At 70.0% G+C, this 22,526-nt stretch carries 21 protein-coding genes; 17 read left to right on the top strand and 4 right to left on the bottom strand.

The window, feature by feature from the left end:
• Nucleotides 1-28: 28 nt before the first annotated feature.
• The gene (locus B0I29_RS35890) at nt 29-1,360 is read left to right on the top strand and encodes a GntR family transcriptional regulator (RefSeq protein ID WP_181558149.1); all 1,332 of its coding nucleotides are present in this window, start codon (nt 29-31) and stop codon (nt 1,358-1,360) included.
• 1 nt (nt 1,361) lies between these two features.
• Here the strand turns inward: B0I29_RS35890 and B0I29_RS35885 are convergent, their stop codons facing one another.
• Nucleotides 1,362-2,987, bottom strand: a complete 1,626-nt coding sequence (locus B0I29_RS35885) for a serine/threonine-protein kinase (RefSeq protein ID WP_245973033.1) — start codon at nt 2,985-2,987, stop codon at nt 1,362-1,364.
• A gap of 221 nt (nt 2,988-3,208) precedes the next feature.
• On the opposite strand from B0I29_RS35885, the gene B0I29_RS35880 reads away from it, so the two are divergent.
• The 9 genes from B0I29_RS35880 to B0I29_RS35840 all read left to right on the top strand — a co-directional run bounded on the left by B0I29_RS35880 (nt 3,209) and on the right by B0I29_RS35840 (nt 12,575).
• Nucleotides 3,209-4,003, top strand: a complete 795-nt coding sequence (locus tag B0I29_RS35880; protein ID WP_111653596.1) for an inositol monophosphatase family protein — start codon at nt 3,209-3,211, stop codon at nt 4,001-4,003.
• Nucleotides 4,004-4,678: 675 nt separating this feature from the next.
• The gene (locus tag B0I29_RS35875) at nt 4,679-5,098 is read left to right on the top strand and encodes a phage holin family protein (protein WP_111653595.1); all 420 of its coding nucleotides are present in this window, start codon (nt 4,679-4,681) and stop codon (nt 5,096-5,098) included.
• A gap of 572 nt (nt 5,099-5,670) precedes the next feature.
• Entirely contained in the window at nt 5,671-6,078 is a 408-nt protein-coding gene (locus B0I29_RS35870; RefSeq protein WP_146617006.1) for a hypothetical protein, read from the top strand.
• 283 nt (nt 6,079-6,361) lie between these two features.
• The gene (locus tag B0I29_RS35865) at nt 6,362-7,390 is read left to right on the top strand and encodes an autoinducer 2 ABC transporter substrate-binding protein (protein WP_111653593.1); all 1,029 of its coding nucleotides are present in this window, start codon (nt 6,362-6,364) and stop codon (nt 7,388-7,390) included.
• Between the two features lie 22 nt (nt 7,391-7,412).
• On the top strand, nt 7,413-8,918 hold the full coding sequence (locus B0I29_RS35860) for a sugar ABC transporter ATP-binding protein (RefSeq protein ID WP_111653592.1): 1,506 nt from the start codon (nt 7,413-7,415) through the stop codon (nt 8,916-8,918).
• Complete coding sequence (locus B0I29_RS35855) at nt 8,915-9,922, top strand: ABC transporter permease (protein ID WP_111653591.1); 1,008 nt, start codon at nt 8,915-8,917, stop codon at nt 9,920-9,922. Before B0I29_RS35860 ends, B0I29_RS35855 begins: the two co-directional genes overlap by 4 nt.
• Nucleotides 9,919-10,977 carry an ABC transporter permease gene (locus B0I29_RS35850; RefSeq protein WP_111653590.1) on the top strand — a complete coding sequence of 353 codons (1,059 nt, stop codon included), beginning with the start codon at nt 9,919-9,921 and terminating at the stop codon, nt 10,975-10,977. Before B0I29_RS35855 ends, B0I29_RS35850 begins: the two co-directional genes overlap by 4 nt.
• Nucleotides 10,974-12,125, top strand: a complete 1,152-nt coding sequence (rhaI, locus tag B0I29_RS35845; RefSeq protein ID WP_111653589.1) for an L-rhamnose isomerase — start codon at nt 10,974-10,976, stop codon at nt 12,123-12,125. Before B0I29_RS35850 ends, rhaI begins: the two co-directional genes overlap by 4 nt.
• Before the next feature lie 51 nt (nt 12,126-12,176).
• Nucleotides 12,177-12,575, top strand: a complete 399-nt coding sequence (locus tag B0I29_RS35840) for an Hpt domain-containing protein (RefSeq protein WP_111653588.1) — start codon at nt 12,177-12,179, stop codon at nt 12,573-12,575.
• 7 nt (nt 12,576-12,582) lie between these two features.
• Here B0I29_RS35840 and B0I29_RS35835 read toward each other — a convergent pair whose 3' ends face one another.
• On the bottom strand, nt 12,583-13,779 hold the full coding sequence (locus B0I29_RS35835) for a response regulator (protein ID WP_111653587.1): 1,197 nt from the start codon (nt 13,777-13,779) through the stop codon (nt 12,583-12,585).
• Nucleotides 13,780-13,970: 191 nt separating this feature from the next.
• Between B0I29_RS35835 and B0I29_RS35830 the strand changes: the two genes are divergently transcribed.
• Complete coding sequence (locus B0I29_RS35830) at nt 13,971-15,155, top strand: sensor histidine kinase (RefSeq protein WP_111653727.1); 1,185 nt, start codon at nt 13,971-13,973, stop codon at nt 15,153-15,155.
• Between the two features lie 73 nt (nt 15,156-15,228).
• Entirely contained in the window at nt 15,229-16,833 is a 1,605-nt protein-coding gene (locus tag B0I29_RS35825; protein ID WP_111653586.1) for a methyl-accepting chemotaxis protein, read from the top strand.
• Here B0I29_RS35825 and B0I29_RS35820 read toward each other — a convergent pair.
• Nucleotides 16,815-17,210 carry an ATP-binding protein gene (locus B0I29_RS35820; RefSeq protein ID WP_111653585.1) on the bottom strand — a complete coding sequence of 132 codons (396 nt, stop codon included), beginning with the start codon at nt 17,208-17,210 and terminating at the stop codon, nt 16,815-16,817. The genes B0I29_RS35825 and B0I29_RS35820 overlap by 19 nt on opposite strands.
• 67 nt (nt 17,211-17,277) lie before the next feature.
• The gene (locus B0I29_RS35815; protein ID WP_111653584.1) at nt 17,278-17,919 is read right to left on the bottom strand and encodes a response regulator; all 642 of its coding nucleotides are present in this window, start codon (nt 17,917-17,919) and stop codon (nt 17,278-17,280) included.
• Between the two features lie 67 nt (nt 17,920-17,986).
• On the opposite strand from B0I29_RS35815, the gene B0I29_RS35810 reads away from it, so the two are divergent.
• The 5 genes from B0I29_RS35810 to cbiQ all read left to right on the top strand — a co-directional run bounded on the left by B0I29_RS35810 (nt 17,987) and on the right by cbiQ (nt 22,523).
• Complete coding sequence (locus tag B0I29_RS35810; protein WP_375790652.1) at nt 17,987-19,690, top strand: GAF domain-containing sensor histidine kinase; 1,704 nt, start codon at nt 17,987-17,989, stop codon at nt 19,688-19,690.
• 32 nt (nt 19,691-19,722) lie between these two features.
• Complete coding sequence (locus tag B0I29_RS35805; RefSeq protein ID WP_111653583.1) at nt 19,723-20,676, top strand: Acg family FMN-binding oxidoreductase; 954 nt, start codon at nt 19,723-19,725, stop codon at nt 20,674-20,676.
• Nucleotides 20,677-20,740: 64 nt separating this feature from the next.
• Nucleotides 20,741-21,433, top strand: coding sequence for an energy-coupling factor ABC transporter permease (locus B0I29_RS35800; RefSeq protein ID WP_111653582.1), 693 nt, complete (start codon nt 20,741-20,743; stop codon nt 21,431-21,433).
• Entirely contained in the window at nt 21,430-21,774 is a 345-nt protein-coding gene (locus B0I29_RS35795; RefSeq protein ID WP_111653581.1) for a PDGLE domain-containing protein, read from the top strand. Before B0I29_RS35800 ends, B0I29_RS35795 begins: the two co-directional genes overlap by 4 nt.
• A complete protein-coding gene (gene cbiQ / locus B0I29_RS35790) occupies nt 21,771-22,523 on the top strand; it encodes a cobalt ECF transporter T component CbiQ (protein ID WP_111653580.1) in 753 nt (250 codons plus the stop codon). The genes B0I29_RS35795 and cbiQ overlap by 4 nt, the downstream gene beginning before the upstream one ends.
• The last annotated feature ends 3 nt before the right edge of the window (nt 22,524-22,526 follow it).

The raw sequence follows: 22,526 nt of genomic DNA, 5'->3' as shown, positions 1-22,526 counted from the left end.
AACAATGCCTCATCTGTACTGTCACAAAATGCTCAACGCGGTGATGGAACGGCTCATCGATCCCAGTGCCCGCGGCCTCGCCGAAGCGGTCAGCCGCGCCGTCGGCGACGGCGCGCTCGCCCCCGGCGCCAAACTCCCACCGGTCCGCACGGTCGCCGCCGAGCTGCACCTCTCCCCCAGCACCGTCAACGCAGCGTGGCAGCTGCTGCGCCGGGCCGGCACCATCCGGACGGACGGCAGGCGCGGCACTGTCGTCGCCACCGCCGGCACCGGCGGTCCCGGCCGCTACCGCGCGGCGCTGCGCCGCACCTCCGGATTCGGCCTCGACCTCTCCACCGGCGTGCCCGACCCCGCGCTGCTGCCGCCGATCCCGGCTCTGCACGGACTCTCCCCCGCACCCTCGTCATATCTCGACGAACCGGTGCTGCCTGCCCTCGGGGCACTGCTGCGCGATCAGTGGCCCTACCCGGCGGAACGCCTCGCGATCTTCGACGGCGCCATGGACGCGATCGACCAGGTCGCCTCGGCCCTGCTGCGCCTCGGCGACCTCGCCGTCGTGGAGAACCCCTGTTTCCCGCCACTGCTGGACCTGCTCGAAGTGCTCGGCGTACCGGTCATCGGCGTCGGCACGGACGCCTCCGGCATGCTGCCGGACCAGCTCGCCGCGGCCCTCGCCCGGCGGCCCGCCGCCGTCTTCCTGCAACCGCGCGCTCTCAACCCCACAGGCGCGTCGTGGTCCGGCTCCCGGGCGAGCGCACTCGCCGCGGTCCTCGCGCCACACCCGCAGGTGTACGTGGTGGAGGACGACTCCGCCGGCGACCTGGCCGCCGGTCCGCTCTGTTCACTCGGCACCCACCTGCCCCGCCAGGTGATCCACGTCCGCAGCTTCTCCAAGTCGCACGGCCCCGACCTGCGGCTCGCCGCGGTCAGCGGCCCGGCCACCGTCCTCGACCCGATCCTGGAACGCCGCCTGCTCGGCCAGGGCTGGACCAGCCGCCTGCTGCAACACCTGCTGCTCACGCTGCTGACCGACCCGGCCTCGGTCAAAGCGGTCCGCTCCGCCCGCGACGAGTACGCCCTGCGCCGCCGCCTGATCACCTCCGGCCTGGCGGCATCGGGCATCGCGCTACCACCGGGCGAGGGCCTCAACATCTGGCTGCCGGTGGAGGACGAACAGGCCGCGCTGCTGAGCCTGGCCAGCGCCGGCATCGGCGCCGCGGCGGGCACCGCGTTCGCGGTCGGCCCCGGCATGGAGCCCCACCTGCGGGTGACGGTCGGCCTGGTCGCCGCCGACCACGACGAGGTGTCCGCCCAGCTGGCCAGGGCCGCCCAGGCAGCAACCCTGGGCGTCGCCCGTTGACCTACTTCTTCGGGACGAAGCTGTCGAAGACCAGCTGCAGGTCGGCCCGGGAGTCGTCCCACTCCGAGTCCTTGGTCTGCCAGTAAAAGCCGTAGGCCTTCTTCGAACTCACTACGACACCACGGTTGTTCACGTGCTGACGGGTGCCGTTCCTGGTGAACGTGAACTCCCAGTCCGCCGCCTTCTGGAAGTACTTCACCGACGCGATCTTCACTTCGTCGTACTTCGGGAAGTCACCCGCCGACACCCGCGCGTCACGCTGATTGCGCCAGTCCGCGACCGGGTTCGACCGCGGCGTATCGGTCTGGTCGATGCCGAGCACCTTGCCGTCGCCCCGGAAGTAATCCAGCGTCCCCTCCTGCGTGTGTTTCCAGCCCTTGGGGACGTACACGGAATATCCGCTCTTGTCTTTATATTCTTCCCACCCCGCCGGAAGAACAGGACGCTCACCCGCAGCGCTCGCACTGACCGACGGCGACACCGACGGCGCCGCACTCGCCGATGTGGCGGGAGCGCTCGTCGGAGAACTGGCCGGCGGACTCGGCGCCGCCGGACTCGTCACCTGCGCGGTCGCCGCCGGCGGCGTCGCCTGCTGATCAGAATCGCCACTGTCCCGCCCGGCGACAGCCCACGCCAGCCCACCGGTCAGCAACACCACGACAGCGGCACCGAGCACCGCGAGACGCCGGCGATTTTTGCCCGCTCCCTCTCCGCGGTCATCCCCAGGCAGCACCTCGGTGCGCTGAGCGGGAATGCGCGAGGCCGCGGCCTCTTCCTCATCATTCCCGGGTACGGAAATAGCACCGGTCTCGTCCAACGCCTGACGAATCAGTCGTTCGGCGTCCTCGATCCCGATCCGTCGTTCCGGATCCTTCTGCAGCAGCCCGTCGAGCACCGGCCGCAGCGGTCCGGCATGAACCGGCGGCTCCGGCTCCTCGGTGGCCAGCGCGGTCAGCGTCGCCATCGTCGAGCCCCGCTCGTACGGCGAACGCCCCTCAACGGCGGCGTACAGCGTCGCGCCCAGCGACCACAGGTCGGCCTCCGGCCCGCTGACACCGAGCCGGGCCCGTTCCGGCGCCATGAAGTGCGGCGAACCCACCACCACGTCGGACCGGCTGATCACCGAGTCGTCGTCCATGGCCGCGATGCCGAAGTCGGTCAGCAGCACCCGGCCGTCGTCGGCGAGCAGCACGTTCGCCGGTTTCACGTCCCGATGCTCGACACCGCCCCGGTGCGCGGCACGCAGCGCGCCGAGCAGCTCCATGCCGATCCGCGCGACCCGGGCCGGATCCAGCGGACCCTCCTCCGCGATGACCTGGCGCAGCGACCGGGACGGCACGTACTCCATGACGATCCAGGTACGCCCGTCCAGCTGCAGAACGTCGTACACCTGGACCACGTTCGGATGGCTGAGCCGAGCCGCCGCGCGTGCCTCCCGCAGGGTGCGGCGCGCAGCGGCGCTGCCGTCCTCACCCGGAGGCTGGTCGATCTCCTTGACCGCGACATCGCGTTGCAAGGTCTCGTCGCGGGCCAGGTGCACAGCACCCATCCCGCCGCGGCCCAGCAGCTCGCCCAGCCGGTACCGCCCGGCAAGGATCGTCGGCGCATCGGGCATAGGTTCCGTCATACCCTCTCCGCGAGCTTCCCCAACGTAGGCCGTGCCTGCCACGCGTGTCGCCCGCACCGAGCCGTGGTCGGCTCGCTAGTCCGTGTCGTACTTTCCAGCCCGTATAACTGCGTGCCGTCGTTCCCGTTCGTGCCACTCCGCACACCCGCTAAGGCATCCTAGGAATCTAGGTTGATGCCTGTCCCGGGGCGCGTTTGCCGGTCGGACCTAGGCTGGTCCGCGTGCCGTTTGACGATCATGAGACTGCCATAGCCGCCGCGGAAGCCGGCGCTGCCGTCGTCCGCTCCCGATACGGCACCGAGCTGGGCCGTGTCGAGAAAACCGCCGGCGACTTCGCGACCGAAGCCGACATCGCCGCCGAACGCGCCATTCTCGCAGTGCTGCGCACCCAACGCCCGGACGACGCGGTCACCGGCGAGGAAAGTGGTTCGTCCGGGCCCGCCGGCGCCACCCGCCGCTGGCTGGTCGACCCCCTCTGCGGAACGCTCAACTACGCGGTCCGCAACCCCCTGGTCGCGGTCAACGTCGCCCTGCGACTCCCTTCCGGCGCGATCGGCGCGGCCGCCGCCACAGATCCTTTCAGCGGCGAGACCTTCTGGACCGACGGACACACCGCATGGGTACGCCATGACGGCGCCGACCACCCCCTGCACCCCTCCGCCACGTCCGACCTCGTCGACGTGAACCTGGACCCGCCGTTCCCCAGCCACCCCGCGCTCCTGCTGTCCGAACCCGGCTTCACCGGCCGGTTCCGCCCCCGCGTGCTCTCCACCACCCTCGCCCTGCTGTGGGTGGCCGCCGGCCGGCGAGCGGCCTACGTGACATACGGCCCGGTCCTGGACAGCGTCCACTTCTCCGCCGGCATCGCGATCTGCCAGGCCGCGGGCTGCACGGTCACCGGCATCAAGGGCCAGCCCCTGCACACCGGCGAAGGCGGCCTGCTGGCAGCAGCGGACACCCCCACCCACACCGAACTACGCACCCTGATCACCTCAGCCTGGTCCCCCACCCCCTGAAGCCCCGCCCCAATCCTCAGCCCGGCCGCCCAGCTCCAGCTCAGCCCAAGCCCGCTCCAGGCCCCGCCCCGCCCCACTCGGCTCGGCGCGGCGCGGCGCGGCGAGTGTGTCGACTTCAGGTTCGCTACGCCCCCAAACTCGACACACACCCCGCGAAACACCTGTCCCGTGTCGATTAGGGGTTCGATACGCACCTCAACTCGACACACACCGCGCGACCACCTGCGCTGTGTCGATTCCGGGTTCGACACGCACCTCAACTCGACACGCACCGGGCGGGGCACTCGCGGCGTGATGGTGCCGGCCCTGCCAACCGGACCGAACCCGGCCACTGAGCGAGCCGACCGCCGGGCAAGCCAACCGCCAGGCAAGCCAACCACCGAGCGAGCCGACCGCTAGGCGAGCCGTAGCTCAGAGAGGTCATCCGCCCCGATGACCTCTCTGGGCTACGGCTCGCGTCCCGGGCGGTCGCCTTGGCGGATCTTGAGCGACTTTCCACCGCCGAGTGTCGAGAATCGCTCAAGATCGGTGGTGCTCCCCCGCCGGCCGCGCCATGTGGGTCGCCCTGGAGACGCCGTGTCGACTTCGGGTGGCCCGGACCAGGGGTTGGAGCGATTAGTCGGGATTCGCAGGGGTACGACATGTCCCGGATATCCGTGCAGGACGGAGGGGACGATGACCCACACAGACGCACGCGCCGATCAGGCGTCTACCGCTGAACTGGTCGGCCGGCTCAGCGAACAGGTGACGACGCTGGTACGCGACGAGCTGGCACTCGCCCGTATCGAGATGGTGGAGAAGGGCAAGAAGGCCGGCAAGGGCGCAGGCTTGCTGGGCGGTGCCGGGGTGATCGCCTGGTACGGCCTCGGCGCCCTGTTCGTCACGGCCGGCGCCGCGCTGGCGCTGGTTCTGCCCGTGTGGGCGGCCGCCCTGATCGTGACCGTGGTGCTCTTCGCCGCGGCCGGCATCGCCGCTGCGGCCGGCAAGAACGAGGTCCAGCAGGCGGTGCCCCCGTCACCCGAAGCGGCGATGGCAAGCGGCCGCCGCGACGTCGACACCCTGATGACCGCCGCCCGGACCGGGAGGCACTCATGACCAACTCGGAGAGCCCCAGCTCAGGGTCCCGGTCGCGGTCAGAGGAGGCGGACGGATCCGCGGGTTCGCGGCAGCACAACCCGGGAGCGCACACGCCCACCCATGGCGCCTCGTCGAACACCGGCGAGTCACCCACGCCCGGTGAGCGATCCCCGCGACCCGGCCCGGCTTCCGGGGTCAACGCCACAGCCAGGCCCGCGCAGGGACGCGGCGGACCGGAGCGGAAACAGAACAGCTCAAAACCGGGAGGCCCCAAACCGGCGCCTCCACCCAATCAAAACCGAACCGGCCCCGGCCCCGCCAAACCAGCCCGCGGCGAGGCCCCACCGACTCCCGGCCGCAAGCCGGCACCGGCGCCCAAGCCAGGAACGACATCAACAGCCGGGACACCGAAGAGCACACCAGCACCCGCCGCACCCAAGACCGCACCAACACCCACACCCGCGGCGCCAAAGGCCACGCCAACACCAACACCCGCCGCGCCCAAGGCCACACCAGCACCAGCACCCGCGGTACCCAAGGGCGCACCAACACCAGCACCCGCGGCGCCAAAGGCCATGCCGGCACCGGCCGTGCCCACGCCAGCACCTGCGGCCAAGCCCTCCACGGACGCGGATGCGGACGCGGGGAAGCCGACCGAGGTCAAAGGCCAGCCCGCTGCGGTGGGCGGTCAGACGACCGCGACCGGCACTTCCGCACCCGCGAGCGTCGAGAAGACTGATGCGGCGGCCCGGACCGGTACAGGCGACACCGCCGCGGCCCCGGCTGCGGAGGCCGGCGCTCCCGGACTCGTCCGCCAATCGGCGGCGGAGACCGGCGCGCACGTGGTGGAGGCCGCCGCTGAGGCAGCGGAGCAGGCTACGGCGGCGATCGGCTCGGTTCCGCGCCGGTTCGTCGAGGAGCCACGCCGCTACGCGTTGCTAGGCGCGGCCGTCGCCATCGCCGCCATAGGAGTGGTCTTGATCCGCCGAGCGCGCTGACCTCCAGCGCTTGCTGCCCGGGGCGTGGACCCGGGCACACGGTGAGCTCCCGACGCGCATGGGCCCTAGGCACCTGAGCCCCGGCCGGACGAAACCGGCCGGGGCTCGTTGCTGCGCGCCCACCCATTGAAACGTCTCACCCCGCTTCGCCCCGCGCGCTCGCCCAGGCTGACAACGATCCTCAAGCGCATCCGGGCTCAACTCTTGACCCAGCCCTAACAGGATCGTAACGTGAGTCACACCCCCGCTAGAACGTTTCAAGTTGTCCTTATCTGGAGGCGTCATGCGTCCTCGGTTCGCCGCTGCCGTCGCACTCACCGCGACTGCTGCTCTGGCTCTCACCGGATGCACCAAGAAAAACGACGACACTGCCGCAAGCGGTGACGCGACCGGCGACAAGACATACAAGGTGGCCTTCGTCCCGAAACTGCAGGGCGTGCCCTACTTCGAGGCGATGAATGCCGGCGGCAAGGAAGCCGCCGCCGCGCTCGGCAACGTCGAGTGGCTCTACCAGGGTCCGACCCAGGCTGATGCCGCCGCGCAGGCCGACATCGTCCGTTCCTACATCCAGCAGAAGGTCGACGCCCTCATCGTCGCCCCGAACGACCCGGACAGCATGGCCCCGCTGCTGCAGCAGGCCAAGGACGCCGGCATCCACGTGGCGACCGCCGACACCGACGCGCCGAGCAGCGTTCGCGAGGTCTTCGTGAACCAGGCGACGGCTCAGGGCATCGGCGAGGGCCTCACCGACTCGCTGCTGACCGCGATGGGCGGCAAGGGTAAGTACGCGATCGTCTCCTGCGGCCAGACCGCCGAGAACCTGAACTCCTGGATCGAGGTGCAGAAGGCGTACACGAAGACGAAGTACCCGGACGCCGAGATCGTGGACATCGTCTACGCCGGTGAGGACCAGGCCAAGGCCACCCAGATGGCGACCGACCTGATGAACGCTCACCCGGACCTGACCGGCCTGGTCGGCGAGTGCACGAGCTCCGCGCCGGGTGTGGCGCAGGCCGTGAAGGACGCCGGCAAGATCGGCAAGGTCTTCACGGTGGGCCTCGGTACGCCGCAGTCGATGAAGCCGTACCTGACCGACAAGTCGTCGACCGCCGCGATCCTCTGGGACGTGGAGAACCTGGGCTACCTGACCGCCTGGGCCGGCGCGCAGCTCGCACAGGGCAAGCCGTTCACGGCGAGCAACAACGTGTCGAGTGACCTGTCCGCGGTCGCCTACACCGAGGCCGACAAGATGCTGCTCCTCGGCCCGGCGCTCGCGATCACCGACCAGAACGTCGACCAGTTCAACTACTGAGCCGACGACCCGGGAAAAACGAATGACCCAGGAAAAAGTACAGCCCCGGCTGCGCCTGACCGCTGTTTCCAAGCGGTTCGGCGCGGTTCGGGCCATTCAGCATGCCGACCTCACCGTCCAGGCCGGCCAGGTGCACGCCCTGGTCGGCGAGAACGGCGCCGGCAAGTCCACGATGATCAAAATCGTCGCCGGGGCCGAGACGGCGGACACCGGCGAGATCGAGTGGGCCGGCGAGAAAGTCAGGATCGGGTCGACCACCGACGCGATCGCGCTCGGCATCGCGACCGTCTATCAGGAGCCGCAGCTCTTCCCGGAGCTGACCGTCGCGGAGAACATCTTCCTCGGCAAGGAGCTCAAGAAACAGGGAAGAGTCGACTGGGCCGGCCAGAACACCAAGGTGGTCGAGCTGCTCGCGCTGCTCGGCCTCCCGGCCCGGTACGCCACGGCAACCGTCGGCGACCTCTCGATCGCCGAGCAGCAGCAGGTCTCGATCGCGAAGGCGCTGTCCGGCGACGCAAAGGTGCTGATCCTCGACGAGCCGTCGGCGATCCTGACCGACGCCGAGATCGAGACCCTGTTCGGCGTGGTGCGGCGGCTGACCGCCTCGGGCGTCAGCGTCATCTACATCTCGCACCGGCTCGACGAGTTGTTCCGCATCGCCGACGAGGTGACGGTCATGCGGGACGGGCGAACCATTGGGACGTACCCGATCGGTGATCTGAGCGTGCGCCAGATCGCTCACCTGATGGTGGGTGAGGAGCTTTCTGACACGCGGCCGCAGCGGGAGGTCCCGCAGGGACCGCCCGTGCTGGAGCTGATCGACCTCAGCCGGACGAACAAGTTCAAGAACGTCAATGTGCAGGTGAAAAAGGGCGAGATCGTCGCGCTCTACGGCCTGGTCGGCAGTGGCGTCTCGGAGATCGCGGCCTGCTGTTACGGCATCGAGCGGGCCACCGGCGGAACACTCAAAATCGGCGGAGAACCGGCTAGTCCGAAAAATCCGGAAGAAGCAAAAAGAAAAGGGATCGCGCTTCTGCCGGCCAACCGCAAGGTCGAGGGCATGTTCGGCTTCCAGTCGATCGCCTTCAACATCTCCGCGGGCCACCTCACGCTGCTCTCCAAGCTCGGCGTGTTCGTCGACCGCGCCCGCGAGAAGGCCCTGGCCCTCGACATGATCAAACGCCTTTCGGTACGCACACCGCACGAGCGCCAGCCGATCAGCGCGATGTCCGGCGGCAACGCCCAGAAGGTCGTCCTCGCCCGCCAGCTGGTGGAACGGCCGAAAGTGCTGATCCTGGCCGAGCCGACCCAGGGTGTCGACGTCGGCGCCAAGGAGGAGATCCACCGATTGATCACCGAGCTGGCCGAGGAGGGCACCGCGGTGCTCGTGGTGACCTCCGACCTGCCGGAGGCGCTACGCATCGCGGACCGCATCCAGGTGGTCCGCGGCGGCACGACGACGGTGGAGTTCGGCCCGGACGCCAAGCAGGTCGACCTGCTGGCCGCGGCCGCGGGAGGAAGCGAATGACGACCGTCGCGGAGCCGAAGGCACCGAGAACCTCCAAGATCAAAAACCTGCCCAGCCCGATCACCGGCCAGGAACTCGTGCTGGTCGGCGTGATCGTGATCCTCTGGGCCGCTCTCGCCGTCAGCACCCCGGCCTTCCTCACCGCCGGCTCGATCCAGCCACTGCTGGTCGCGACCGCGCCGATCGCCCTGGTCGGCGTCGGCATGACCATCGTGATCATCACGGGCGGCATCGACGTGTCGGTCGGCGGCGCCATCATGGTCTGCTCGGTCATCACGGCGAAGACCCTTGTCGGCTCGGGCGTGAACCTCGGCGTCGCGGTGCTCATCTCGATCATCGCCGGCGCGGTGCTGGGCCTGGTCAACGGCGTGCTGATCGCGTACGGCCGGGTGCACGCCATCATCATCACGTTCGGTACGGCGAACCTGTTCATGTTCCTCGGCCTGCGGATCTTCGGGTCCGGCACGGTGAACGGGATCCCGGGCACGCTCGGCTTCTTCGGGCGCGGGCCGGACGGCCGTACCCTCGGTGTTCCGCACGCCTTCCTGGCGACCGTGCTGATCACGGCGGCGGCCTGGTGGTACCTGCGGCACACCGCCGGTGGACGGCACTTCTTCGCGATCGGCGGCGACGCCCAGGCGGCCCGGCTGGCCGGTGTCCGCGTGCAGCGCCGGGTCCTGCTGGCCTATGTGATCACGGGTGTGCTCGTCGGCCTGGCGTCCTGCTTCGTGATCGCGCAGGGCACGTCCACGCTGGACCAGTCGGTCGGCTCCGGCAAGGAGCTGGCGGTGATCGCGGCGGTCGTCATCGGCGGCACGTCGATCATGGGCGGCCGGGGATCGGTGCTCGGCACCATGCTGGGTGCGCTGCTGGTGCAGACCGTGTCGTCCGGGGTGACCCAGCTGGGCTGGCGCTCGCAGCTGTCCGACCTGTTCGTCGGCATCTTCATCATCGTGGCGGTCGGCGCTGACCTGCTGCGTGCCAGGGCGAGGAGGAACCGATGACGGTCGCGGAAGCACCCCCCAAAGAAAAAACCGACTTTGTACGACTTTTCCTTACCCAGCGGATCCCGCTCCTCGCGGTGCTCATCGTCCTCGTCGTCGTCACCTTCTTCATCAACGACGCCGGTGGATACCTGACGGCACCCTACGACTTCGACTACATGTCGGCGTCGCTGATCAACGCGGTGCCCCTCGCCATGCTCGGCCTCGCCGAGATGCTGGTCATCCTCTCCGGCCGCGGCGGCATCGACCTGAGTGTCGGCGCGATCGTGAGCCTGGCCGGCATGGTCTTCGGTTTCGCGTACGGCATGTGGGGCTGGCCGCTCTGGCTGGCGATCATCGCGACGGCCGCGTTCGGCGCGCTGTGCGGGGCGGTCAACGGCTTCCTGGTCTCCTACATCGGATTCCCGGCGCTGATCGCGACCCTGGCGACGTTCTACGCGTTCAAGTCCCTGGCCATCGTGATCAACAACCAGCAGCCGATCAGCACCGAGCCGATCCAGCAGCTCTTCTCGCTGAGCAAGTCGGTCGAGATCCCGATCATCGGGCAGTACATCCCGGACATCCCGCTGGGCATCTTCACGTTCCTGCTGCCCACGGTCGTGGCGGTCTGGCTGCTGATGGCGCGGACCGCGTACGGCCGACGGCTCTACGCGATCGGCACCAACGACGTGGCCGCCCGCTGGTCCGGCCTTCCGGTCCGCGACACGCGCTTCAAGGCGTACGTCTATGCGGGTTTGATCTCGGGTCTTGTCGCGGTCGTGACGGTGGCGCAGTTCGCCTCGGCGCGCCCGGACGCCGGTGTCTCCGGCAACGGCATGGCTCTGCCCGCGATCACCATCGCCGTCCTCGGCGGCGTGGCGATCACCGGCGGCATCGGCCGGGTCGCCGGCGTGGTGCTCGCCACCCTGCTCATCGTCTGGCTCAACGCCGGCATCCTGCTCGCCTTCGTCGGCAACGAGGGCTCGCAGTACCAGCTCCTCGCCCTCGGGGCGGTGCTCGTCTTCGCGGCGCTGCTCAACGGGCTCACGAACCGCAAGTATGGAGGCGCCCAATGACTCTCGCCGATCTCGACGACTTCACCATCGAGGTTCCGAGCTGGGCATACGGCAACTCGGGCACCCGATTCAAGGTCTTCACGACCAAGGGTGTGCCCCGGAACCCGTACGAAAAGATCTCGGATGCCGCGCAGGTCAACAAGCTCACCGGGCTCGCCAACCGGGTCTCGCTGCACATCCCGTGGGACGTGGTCGACGACTGGTCGGACCTCAAAGCGCACGCCGACTCTTTAAAAATAGAGATCGGCGCGATCAACTCCAACCTCTTCCAGGAGGACGACTACCGGCTCGGTTCGCTCTGCAACCCGGACCCGGCGATCCGCCGCAAAGCCGTCGACCATCACCTGGCGTGCCTGGACGTGATGCGACAGACCGGCTCCACCGACATCAAGATCTGGCTGCCGGACGGCCTGAACTATCCCGGTCAGGACTCGCTGCGCGGCCGGCAGGACCGGCTCGCCGACTCGCTCCAGCAGATCTACGCCGCGATGGACCCCGACCAGCGGATGCTCCTGGAGTACAAGCTGTTCGAACCGGCCTTCTACAGCATGGACATCCCGGACTGGGGCACCTCGCTGCTGCACTGCCTGGCCCTCGGCGAGCAGGCCACGGTCGTGCTCGATACCGGTCACCACGCGCCGGGCACGAACATCGAGTTCATCGTGATGCAGCTGCTGCGGCAGAACCGGCTCGGCGCGTTCGACTTCAACTCGCGCTTCTACGCCGACGACGACCTGATCGTGGGCGCGGCCGACCCGTTCCAGCTCTTCCGGATCATGTCGGAGATCGTGGCGGCCGGCGCGCACCGGCCCGAATCCAAGGTCAACTTCATGCTGGACCAGTGCCACAACATCGAGGAGAAGATCCCCGGCCAGATCCGCTCGGTGCTCAACGTCGAGCAGGCCCTCGCGAAAGCGCTGCTCATCGACCAGGCGGCGCTCGCCACCGCGCAGCGTGACGGCGACGTGCTGGGTGCCAACGCGGTGCTGATGGACGCTTACGAGACCGATGTCCGCGCGGTCCTTGCGGACCGGCGCGAGGCGCGTGGCCTTCCCCGCGATCCGGTGGCGGCTTTCCAGCTCTCCGGGTACGCACAAACAGCGGCAACCGAGCGCGCCGGTGGCGTCCAGGCAAGCTGGGGAGCGTAAAAGCCGGTAAAAACCCGGCGAGCCCCGGTAGGCGCGGCGCACCATGACAGCATGGCAAGCGTCGCGCCTCCGGCGGAACATGATGCCCGGGTCGCAGCGGTCCGCACCCGCTTGGACGACATCACCGGCGGCGAACCAGGCCCGGACGAGCGCGCCCTGCTGGTGAAACTGCTGCGGGCCTTCGCGGCGAAGGCGCCGGTCGCCACCGACGAGTTGATCTTCGTGCTGGAGAACGGCGGCACCGGCGACATCCGGGAGCGGGCGCACGCGTTCAAGGGCTCGGCCGCCAACATCGGCGCGAGCGCCCTCTCAGCGCTCTGCGCGGCTGTCGAGAAGGACGCCCGCGAGGGGATCCGCTCCGACCCCGCCACGACGGCGCAGCGCCTGCGCGACGAGGTCGCTCAGGCGCTGCGGGCGGTCACCGAGGTGGCCGATGACTTTCAAGCGTGACCGCTGGTCAGCGCTTCTCCTTGCGGACCAGGTACTTGTGGTAATCGGGCACGGCCGCGAGGACCGGCTCGACGATGTCGACGACCCGGGCGAAGTTGGTGAGCCGGTCGAGCATCACCTCGGTCGCCACGGTGCCCCGGCCGATCAGCACCAGGCCGTTGACCGCGACGACGTCCTCGGCCAGGCGCATGCCGACCTCGAGCTCCATGATCCGGACGGACTTCACCACTTCCTGGTGCGCCCGGACGCCCTTGACCTTGCGCAGCGCGGCGAGCACGTGCGCCGCGCCGTCACCCCGCTCCTCCAGAGCGGCGATGGCCATCGCGTTGGTCGGCGACCGGGACTCGACGATCTCGTAATCGATCGCGGTACGCACCACGTTGATCCCGGCCTCGACCAGCGCCGACCGGCCCTCCTCGGGCGGCGGGTCGCCGGCCAGCCCGGACGCGATCGCGACGACGTCGTGCAGCATCGGGATGTCGCGCAGCAGGCGGACCGCGGCGCGCGGCATGCCGTTGACCATGGCCTGCTCGTCCGGGCCGAGCTGCTGGCCGCGGTCGAGCTTCTTGAGCACCGCCGGCGGCACGGTCACCGCGCCGAGCTGCGACGCCATGGCCGCGACCTCGATCTCCCAGAGCCCGTCGAGCTGCAGCTCGTGGCAGATCTCGACGACCAGCGAGCGGATCCGGCCGGCCCGGGCGAACGCCACCGGGCTGGCCAGTTCGAGGCAGCCGAACAGGGCCTGCATGCTGGCGCGCAGCGTGGTGTCGAGCAGTTCCCGGTCGCGCATCGCCTCGCCGTGCCGGGCCACCGCGTCGCCGACGACGCTGCGCAGCTCGTCGGTGCCGGCCGGCTTCGGCACGTACCGGTAGACCCCGCCGGAGTTGATCGCGGCGATCGCGGTCTCGATGTCGCCGTGCCCGGTGTGCAGCACCCGGGTGGTGTCCGGGTACTCCACCGCGATCCGGCGCATCAGCTCGATGCCGTCCATGTTCGGCATCCGCATGTCGCTGATCACGGCGGCGACCGGACCGTACTCGGCCAGGACCTGCAGGGCCTCGACGCCGTCGGAGGCGGTCAGCAGCTTGTGATCACGGCCGAGCTGCAGCGCGAGCGCTTGCAGCACGGTGTCCTCGTCGTCGACGAGAAGTACGACAGGCTTACCCTTGTCGGCGCCGGCCGACCGGAACAGCTCGGTCCCCATCCGTGGTCCCTCACCTCGTGTATAGCGGTTGTTACGCATGGTCATATCGCCACCCACAACGCTCACATAAGCGTCTGGCGAAGGTGTAATTTCCGCCGGATCTCCTCAAGCGGAGGCCCCGACCGGCCGAAATGCGTCTCACGTCCCGGCGGAGTGCCGCCATCGCGGCCCTGGAGAAACGGATGACAAACGTGAGCGCAGTAGGGGAAGACGCCCGTCTCGCTGCGGTACACAGTTACCGCCTGCTCGACGCCCCTCGCCCGGTGGTGCTCGACGAGCTGACCCGGCTCGCCAGCTCGGTCTTCGAGACCTCGATGTCCACCGTCACGCTGATCGACCGCGACCGCCAGTGGTTCGCCGGCAAGACCGGCATGCCCTCGGACGGCGGCCCGCTGGACACGTCCTTCTGCTACCGCGTCGTCGACCGCCGGATGTCCCTGATCGTGCAGGACGCGCTGGACCACCCGGTCTACCGGACCTGGGAAAACGTGATCGGCGCCCCGAACATCCGGTTCTACGCCGGCGTCCCGCTGCGCGACGAGGACGGCCACATCCTCGGCACCATGTGCGTGCTCGACGACCGGCCGCGCTCGGCCGGCGACCGCCAGATGGACCTGCTCACCACGATGGCCGGCCAGGCCGCCGGCCACCTCTCCGCGGTCCGCAACCGGCTGCTGCTCGCCGAGGTCGGCGACGAGCTCTCCCGGGCGATCAGCCGCGAGGAGGACTTCGTCGCGACCGTCTCGCACGAGCTGCGTACCCCGGTCACCACGATCCAGGGCTACCTGGAGCTGCTGGCCGACAACAAGGAGCTCATCCCGTACCGCCGCCTGATCGACCCGATCCAGCGCAACGGCGACCGCCTGGTCCGGATGGTCGATCACCTGCTCGCCGGCACCCGTCCGGAGGCGACGCCGCTGCCGCTGCTGCGCGGCGGCGTCGACCTGGTGGCGATCGCCGAGGCGAGCGCGGCCTCCTGCCGGGCTCAGGCCGCGCAGCGCGACGTGCGCATCGAGATCGAGACCAAGGACGAGAGGGTACGCGTAACCGGCGACTTCACCCGGCTCAGCCAGGCCGCCGAGCAGCTGATCAAGAACGCTGTCCTGTTCAGCGTGACCGGTACGACGGTGACAGTCCGGGTGCTGCCGCACGGCCTCGAGGTCAGCGACGAGGGCGCCGGCATCGCGGCGGAGGAGCTGCCGCACGTGACCGAGCGCTTCTACCGTGGCCGGCACGCCCAGGAGCAGGCCGTTCCCGGCGTCGGCCTGGGCCTCGCCATCGTCGAACGGATCATGCGGGCGCACGACGGCACGTTCGAGATCACCTCGCCCGGTGAGGGCAAGGGAACGACGGTCCGGATGGTTCTGCCCGTCTGATCCCGTTGACGCTCAGTCCCGTACCGATCCTGCCGAATTTCCCTAGGACGGGCGGTTCGAGGCGGGAGTTTGCATGGCGATCTTGCGACGGCTCCGGCTGGCCGGGCGGCTCGGCACCTCGTTCCTGGTGGTGCTCGTGCTCCTCGGCGTCGCGGTCGGCATCGGCGCCGTCGGGCTGACCCGCCAGCAGCACGCCACCGAGGAGCTGCACCGGCTCCAGGGGCTGATGCGCCAGGTCGACGAGCAGAAGTTCTACAACGCCGACGTCTCCGGCTGGCAGCTCGCGGTCGCCTGGGACGCGTATCGGATCGGGTATAAGAAGGCCGTCGATCCCGACGAGGTGAACCGGGCCGGGTTCCTGGCCAGCGCCGCCACGCTGAAGAAGCTGCTCACCGAGGTCGACACCGGCGCCATGAACGACGCCGAGCGCGCGTACTTCGACGAGATCACCGGGCAGTGGGAGAAGTACTGGGATGCCGACGACCAGCTGATCGCGCTCTACACGGCCGGACAGATCGCCGAGGGCAACGCGATCATCCTGGGCTCCGGCTACGAGATCTACTTCAAGATCGTGGAGGACACCGACGCCCTGGTCGGGTCGGTCACCGCACGGGCCGGCGCCGCGGCGGAGGACGCTCGGGCGGAGGCGTCGTCCTTGCGTACCGTAATGATCGTGGTCTCTGTTCTTGCCCTGGTCACGGCGTTGCTCTTCTCGATCGCGGTGACCCGCAGCGTGGTCGTGCCGGCGACCCGGCTGGTCCACGCGCTGCGCGGGATGGCGAAAGGCGACCTCACGGTACGCGTCGACACCTCCGGCACCGACGAGATGGCCGACATGGGCCGAGCCGTCGACGAGGCGATCACCGGGGTCCGGGCCACCGTCGTGGAGATCATCGAGAACGGCAGCCGGCTGACCGAGGCCTCGCAGACGATGCGCCAGGTCAGCACCCGGATCGACACGTCCATCGCGGAGGCCGACCAGCAGGCCGGGCTGGCCGCCGCGAGCGCCGCCGGGGTCTCCGGCAACGTCAACACGGTCGCCGCCGGTTCCACCGAGATGGGCGCGGCGATCGGCGAGATCTCCCGCAACGCGGCGGAGGCCGCCCAGGTCGCCTCGGACGCGGTCGGCGCGGCCCAGTCGACCAGCGCGACCATCAACCGCCTCGGCGAGTCGTCCGCGCAGATCGGCGACGTGATCAAGACGATCACCGCGATCGCCCAGCAGACCAACCTGCTGGCGCTGAACGCCACGATCGAGGCGGCCCGCGCCGGCGAGATGGGCAAGGGCTTCGCCGTGGTCGCCAGCGAGGTCAAGGACCTCGCCCAGGAGACCGCCCGGGCCACCGAGGACATCGCGAACCGGGTCGAGGCGATCCAGAGCGACACCGGGCAGGCGGTCACCGCGATCGACGGGATCAGCCGGATCATCGAGCAGATCAGCGAGTTCCAGACCACGATCGCGTCGGCGGTCGAGGAGCAGAGCGCCACCACGGCCGAGATGAACCGGGGTGTCGGCGAGGCCGCGACCGGCGTCACCGACATCGCGAACAACATCTCCAGTGTCGCGCGGAGCACCGCGTCCAGCCGGGAGGCGGTCACCCTGGCCGCCCGGACGGCCGAGGACGTGCAGCAGCTGGCGGACCGGCTACGCGACGCCGCTCAGCGATTCACCGTCTGATCGTTCGCGGACAGTTCGACGCACACCCGTTTGCCGCCCCGGTAGTCCTGGACCGACCAGCCGGCCGCCAGAGCCTCGATCAGCGCGATCCCCCGGCCGCCCGCACCGTCCGGGTCACGGCGGCGCGGCACCGCCACGGAACCGTCGGCCACCGCGACAACCACCCGGCCGTCGTGCGCCTCCAGCTGCAGCTCGACGCAGCCGCCGCCGTGCCGTACCGCGTTGCTGACCAGCTCACTGACCACGACGGACGCGCTGTCCAGCCAGTCGGGGTCGCGAAAACCCCAGCCGGTGAGCATGGCGACCACGGCCCGGCGGGCCACGCCGGGCGCGCCGGTGTCCAGCGGAACATCAAGGTGGGCGGTCAACGCACTCAATTCACAAACCCCGGGTCTACGCGCGATGTGCGCCCGATTCCTTACCCCCGCCGGAGATAAGTCAAAACTAATGACTGTGGTCGCCGAGCAGCTTCGTGGCGAGCACCGCCGCCTGGGTACGCCGTTCCAGCCCCAGCTTCGCGAGCAGGCTGGACACATAGTTCTTCACGGTCTTCTCGGCCAGGAACATCCGCGCCGCGATCTCCCGGTTGGTCAGGCCCTCCGCCACGTGCTCCAGGATCCGCCGCTCCTGGTCGGTCAGCGACGCCAGCTCGCGGGGCTGCTCCACGCCGTTGCGGATCCGTTCGAGGACCCGCTGGGTGACCTGCGGGTCCAGCAGGGACTGTCCGGCCGCGACCCGGCGGACCGCGTCGACCAGGTCGGTGCCGCGGATCTGCTTCAGCACATAACCGGACGCGCCCGCCATGATCGCGGCGAACAGCGCCTCGTCGTCCTCGTACGACGTGAGGATCAGTCCTTTGATCGTCGAGTCGACGGCCCGGACGTCACGGCAGACGTCGATGCCGTTGCCGTCCGGGAGCCGGGCGTCGAGCACCGCCACGTCGGGGCGCAGCGCCGGGATCCGCGCTGCCGCCTCCCGGGCGGACCCGGACTCGCCGATCACCTCGATGTCGCCACCCGCCTGGAGCAGGTCGATGAGGCCACGGCGGACGACTTCGTGGTCGTCGAGGAGAAAGACTCGGATCATGCATCCATCCTGCTCTCCGATCGGCCCGCGCACCTAGGGCCATTGGTCCCGGAGGTAGCCTCGGCTCGTGTCCGACGCACCGACCCCCTCACTCGGCCTGAGCCCGCTCTCCCGGGTCCGTCTCGACGAGTTGCTCCAGGAGATGCAGAACCGGGTCGGCGACATCGTGACCAGCCGGGAGCGCCTGCGCGCCCTGCTCGACGCGGTCGTCGGCATCGGCACCGACCTCGACCTGCGCAGCACCCTGCAGCGGATCGTGGAGGCGGCGTGCGCGCTGGCCGGTGCCCGGTTCGGTGCGCTCGGCGTGCTCGCCCCCGGCCATGATCATCTCTCCGACTTCGTGACCCACGGCATCCCGCCCGCGGCGCACGCGAGGATCGGCGACCTGCCGCACGGCCGCGGTGTGCTCGGCCTGCTGATCACCGACCCGTACCCGGTCCGGCTCCCGGACATCACCAGGCACCCCCATTCGTACGGCTTCCCGCCGAACCACCCGCCGATGCACAGCTTCCTCGGCGTACCGGTCCGCACCCGGGAGCAGATCTTCGGCAACCTCTACCTGGCCGAGAAGAAGGGCGCCGCCGAGTTCAGCGAGGACGACGAGGAGATCGTGGTGGCGCTCGCCGCCGCGGCCGGCGTCGCGATCGACAACGCGCGGCTCTACGAGGTGGCCCAGCGGCGGCAACGCTGGCTGGAGGCGGCCGCCGAGATCACCGGGGTGCTGCTCGGTACGGTCCGGCGTACCGAGGCGCTGCGCCTGATCGCGCGCCGGGCCCGCGAGGTGGCCGGCGCCGAGCTCGTCCTGGTCCTGCTGCACGACGAGGAGAACGCCCGGTTCACCATCGAGGTGGCCGACGGCGCCGACCCGTCCTGTGCCGGGATGGCCGGGCGCATCGTGGGTGGCGATTTCAGTGTTCTGCTGGGCGGTCCGCCGTACCAGGTGCTCGACGACCTGCGGTCCGCCGCCGAGTGGCCGGGCCCGGTGCCGGCCGGACCGGCGCTGGCCGCGCCGCTCGCCGGGCGGGACATGCCGCAGGGCGTCCTGATCGTCAGCCAGCGGTCCGACCTGATCGCGGACGACGCCATCCTGCTCTCCACCTTCGCCGGCCAGGCCGCGCTCGCGCTGGAACGGGCCCGCGCCCAGGAGGAACGCGAGCTGCTCGCCGTCCTGGAGGACCGCGAGCGGATCGCCCGGGACCTGCACGACGTGGTGATCCAGCGGCTGTTCGCCACCGGCATGCAACTGCAGGCGGCCGCCGCGCCGCAGGCCGTCCGGCCGGACGTCGCCAAGCGGATCAACGCGGCCGTCGACGAGCTGGACGCCACGATCCGCGACATCCGCCGCTCGATCTTCGAGCTGCGCGCGCCGATCGGCGCCACGTTCCGCAACGAGCTGCGGGACACCGTCGACGACGCCGCCGCCACGCTCGGGTTCCGGCCCGATCTGGAGACGTCCGGGCCGGTGGAGAGCGCGGTGCCGGACGACATCGTCCCGGAGCTGACCGCCGTGCTGCGCGAGGCGCTGTCGAACGTGGCCCGGCACGCGCACGCCACCGACGTCCGTGTCTCGGTCCGGGTCGCCGGCGGCGAGCTGATCCTGATGGTGGAGGACAACGGCACCGGGATGGATCCGGCCCTGGCCCGCGGCGGTGTGGTCAACATGGCCGAGCGGGCGGGTGATCTCGGTGGCACGTTCGAGGCCGGTCCGCGTACCGACGGAAGCGGGACCCTGGTCACCTGGCGCGTGCCTCTCGGGACCTTCGACTCTTAAGAAACGGTGGCCCGGAGGGCCACCGTTGAAGGATGAACCGCTACGACGAGTCGGACCTGCGGCGCGCCGCAGCGGCCGCGATCCAGGCGCCTTCGATGCACAACACCCAGCCGTGGGCGTTCCGCCTGCGGGACGGCGGGATCGAGATCCTCGCCGACGCGCGCCGGCAGCTGCCGGTGGCCGACCATGGCGGCTGGGCCCTGCGCCTGGCGTGCGGCGCGGCCACGTTCAACGCGCGCCTCGCGCTGGCCTGGGCGGGCACGCCGGCCGAGGTCCGGCTGCTGCCCCCGGACGACCCCGAGGTGATCGCCCGCCTCACCCCGGGACGGCACCGGCCGCCGACGTACGCCGAACGCGACCGCTACACCGCGATCGGCCGCCGGCACAGCCACCGCGACCCGTTCTGGCCCGATCCGGTGGCCGCCGACGTCCGGATCCGGCTGATCGAGGCGGCCCAGGCCGAGAACGCCTGGCTGGACCTGCTCGTCGGGATGACCGCGCTGACCGGGTTCTCCGAGGTCGCGCACAGTGCCGACCGGGTGCTGCGCCGCGACGACCGGTACCAGGCCGAGCTGATCACCTGGACCGGCACCGAGGAGGCGCCGGACGGCATGCCGGTCTCCGTCGGCGCGCCGGTCGGCGAACCGCAGGACCTGATCCCGCAGCGCTCGTTCGCCGGGCGCCGGCGCGGGCCGGGCCGCGATTACGAGCCGGAGCCGCTGATCGGCATCCTCGGCACACCCGGCGACCGCCGGCTCGATCAGGTGATCGCCGGGCAGGCGCTGCAGAACGTGCTGCTCACCCTCACCGACGCCGGGCTGGCCGCGTCGCTGATCTCCCAGCCGATCGAGGTGCCGCCCGCTCGCGACCAGCTGCGCCGCTCGCTGGGCAGGACGGGCTTCCCGCAGATGGCGGTCCGGGTCGGTTACGGCCGTGCCGGGCACCCCTCGCCGCGCCGAGATGTCGGGGACGTCATCATCGAGTGAAGATCACCACTCCCCTAATTGCCAGGTATATGCAACAGCAGAGTGTTCCTAATATGCTCGCGGCATGGACACACAGGCGATGCACATCGCCAACGGGATCATCAGCGGTCCCGTCTCGGCGGCCTTCATAGTCATTGCGGTCGCGGGCCTGGCGGTCTGCGTCACCAAGGCCAAGACCGACCTCGACGACCGGCTGGCGCCGATGGCCGGCCTCGTCGCGGCGTTCATCTTCGCCGTTCAGATGCTCAACTTCCAGGTGCTGCCGGGTGTCTCCGGCCACCTGCTCGGCGGCACCCTCGCCGTCATCCTGGTCGGCCCGTGGGTCGGCGCGCTCTGCGTCGCGACCGTGCTGATCGTGCAGTGCCTGCTGTTCGCCGACGGCGGCCTCACCGCCATCGGGCTGAACGTCACGAACATGGCCCTGATCGGCACCGCCGCGGCGTACCTGCTGGTCGCCGCCCTGCTGCGGATCCTCCCGCGCAACGTCGGCGGGCTGGGCGCCACCGCGTTCATCGCCTCGATCGTCGGCGTGGTCGTCGCCTCGATGGGCTTCGTCCTGGAGTACTCCCTCGGCGGCACCACCGAGCTCTCCCTCGGCGCGATCGCCGGCACGATGGCCGGTGTGCACGTGCTGATCGGCATCGGTGAGGGCCTGATCGCGGCCACCACGGTGATGACCGTCGCCCGGGTCCGGCCCGACCTGGTCTACGCGCTGCGCCACTTCCGGACGGCTTCGACGCAGGCGGTGACCGCATGAGCAAGAAGCTTTTCATCGTGGGTGGGCTCCTCGTCGCCCTGCTCCTCGCCGGCGTCGTCTCCAGCTTCGCCTCCGGCAGCCCGGACGGCCTCGACTACGCCGCCCGTGAGGGCTGCACCGTCAACGCCGAGGGTGAGATCACCGGCGGCACCTGCATGGCCCAGCAGGAGGGCGAGCACCAGCTCGGCGACAGCCCGCTCGCGGACTACGGCATCAAGGGCATCAACAACGAGTACCTCTCCACCGGGCTGTCCGGCATCCTCGGGGTGCTGGTGACGTTCGGCATCGGCGGCGGCCTGTTCTGGCTGCTGCGCCGCCGTTCCTCGACGCCGGCTCCATGAGCACTCCGCTCTATCTCGATCGGGAGAGCCCGCTGCACCGGCTCTCCCCCGAGGTGAAGATCGCCGCGGTGGTCCTGTTCACCGTGGTCGTGGTGGTCACGCCCCGCACCGAGTTCGCGGCGTTCGGCGGTTACGCGCTGCTGATCGCCGCGGTCGCGGTCCTGGCCCGGGTGCCGGCTCTCTGGCTGGCCAAACGCGCCACCATCGAGCTGCCGTTCGTGCTGCTCGCGGTGGCCCTGCCGCTGGCCGGGCACGGCGAGCGCGTCGACTGGCACGGCCTGTCCCTGTCGATCGACGGCCTCTACGGCGCGTGGAACATCTTTGCGAAAGGCACCCTCGGCGTCCTCGCCTCGCTGCTGCTGGCCGCCACCACCACGATGCGTGACCTGGTCCTCGGCCTCGACCGGCTGCGCTGCCCGTCGGTCTTCACCCAGATCATGACGTTCATGCTGCGCTACATCGACGTACTCGCCGACGACGCGCGCCGGATGCGCATCGCCCGCCTCTCCCGCGGTTACGACCCGCGCTTCCTCTGGCAGGTCAAAGCGTTCGCGGTCGGCATCGGCGCGCTGTTCCTGCGCTCCTACGAGCGCGGCGAGCGGGTCTACCTCGCGATGCTGTCCCGCGGTTACACCGGCCGCCTGCCGCAGACCACCTCCGGCTCGGCGCCGGTCCGGGAGTGGGCTTTTTCGGCCATGCTGCCGGTGGCGGCCGCCGGGATCGCGGTCGCCGGCCTCGTTCTAACATGATCA

Source organism: Actinoplanes lutulentus (assembly GCF_003259845.1).
GTDB lineage: Bacteria > Actinomycetota > Actinomycetes > Mycobacteriales > Micromonosporaceae > Actinoplanes > Actinoplanes lutulentus.
This window is presented reverse-complemented; position numbering and strand designations above follow the sequence as displayed.